The sequence below is a fragment of the Oleiphilus sp. HI0132 genome (genome assembly GCF_001635845.1).
Window position 1 is genome coordinate 1 of the sequence record NZ_LWGJ01001332.1, and the last position, 1146, is coordinate 1146.

1 protein-coding gene and 1 pseudogene are annotated in these 1146 nt (G+C 45.1%); one reads left to right on the forward strand and one right to left on the reverse strand.

Going from position 1 to position 1146, the window contains the following annotated elements:
• Positions 1-944: alpha/beta fold hydrolase (locus A3766_RS20340; RefSeq protein ID WP_068642879.1), on the reverse strand; the 944-nt coding region annotated here is incomplete at its 3' end.
• A gap of 75 nt (positions 945-1019) precedes the next feature.
• Between A3766_RS20340 and A3766_RS29185 the strand changes: the two are divergent.
• Positions 1020-1146, forward strand: a pseudogene (locus A3766_RS29185) (transposase zinc-binding domain-containing protein); the annotation flags it as partial.

The following is a 1146-nucleotide window of genomic DNA, read 5'->3' on the forward strand; positions in this document are numbered from 1 at the left end:
GTCATTGCTGTGCATGCTCCAAGCGCTGCTAGCAGGTGTTCGTATGGGTCTGGGCCGCTGTTTTGACCGCCCAATTCTGTCGGTTCGTCGGCAAACCAATGGTGATGGTCGGTAAAAATTTCTTGCTGAAATTTATGGTCAACTTCTGTGATCATTACATGACCTTTAGCCAGAGTTGGAGTTTCTGTTTTAGGGGCTGGAATGTAGCGGCTAGCCCAGCCAGAAATTGTTTGCGCAACATATTCACTGTCAATAGCTTTAGATAATAAATGGTCGGCAGTATCTAAGCTTACAAAGCTTTTGGGGTGCATGGCTGCTTTGTAGATTTTTTCTGCTTCGGCTATGTCGACGGTTAAATCGATAGGTGAGTGCAGAACTAATAAAGCTTTATTGAGGCTTTTGATGTGGTCGGTGGTTTGGTTTCTAATGTCGTCTAAAAATTGTTTTTTGATGGTGAACTCACGCGGGCCTAAATTCACTTGGGCCTGGCCATCTTGTTCTATGTTGTCTAATTTTGCGCCAAAGTTTTTTTCAACATGGCTTGCTTCAAAAGGTGCGGCAATAGTGACGACGGCTTTTACTTCTGGTAATTCGCCTGCCATGGCTAACACCGCTGCGCCGCCTAAGCTATGGCCAATAAGTAGTTCTGGGGCTTGGTAGTTTTCTTTTAGGAAGTTTGCCGCTGCGATCAAATCTTCTGTGTTTGAGGAGAAGTTGGTATTGGCAAAATCACCATCGCTATTGCCTAAGCCAGTAAAATCAAAGCGAAATACGGCAAAGCCATGTTGAACTAAAAATCGGCTGATGCGAGAGGCGGCTGCAATGTCTTTGCCGCAAGTGAAGCAATGAGCGAATAAGACGTAGGCGCGAATGGCTTGGTCTGGGGTTTCAAGTAAGCCGGCTAGATTTTGCCCTTGGCTAGGAAATTCTACTTTGGTTCTCATGTTCGATCCCTTTTGAAAAGCTAAAATATAAAAGTCATTATTCTTTTCTAGTTAGATAAGTCCTCGTTGGAGGGTCAGGGACAAAGCTTGCCTCGTTACGTTCAGAGAGAGTTCGAAGATTTTCTCCAATGTGGTCGGCTGGAATATGGCTTTTTGCGTGTGCGCTGTGAAGACTGTCATCACGAGCGTTTGGTCGCTTTCA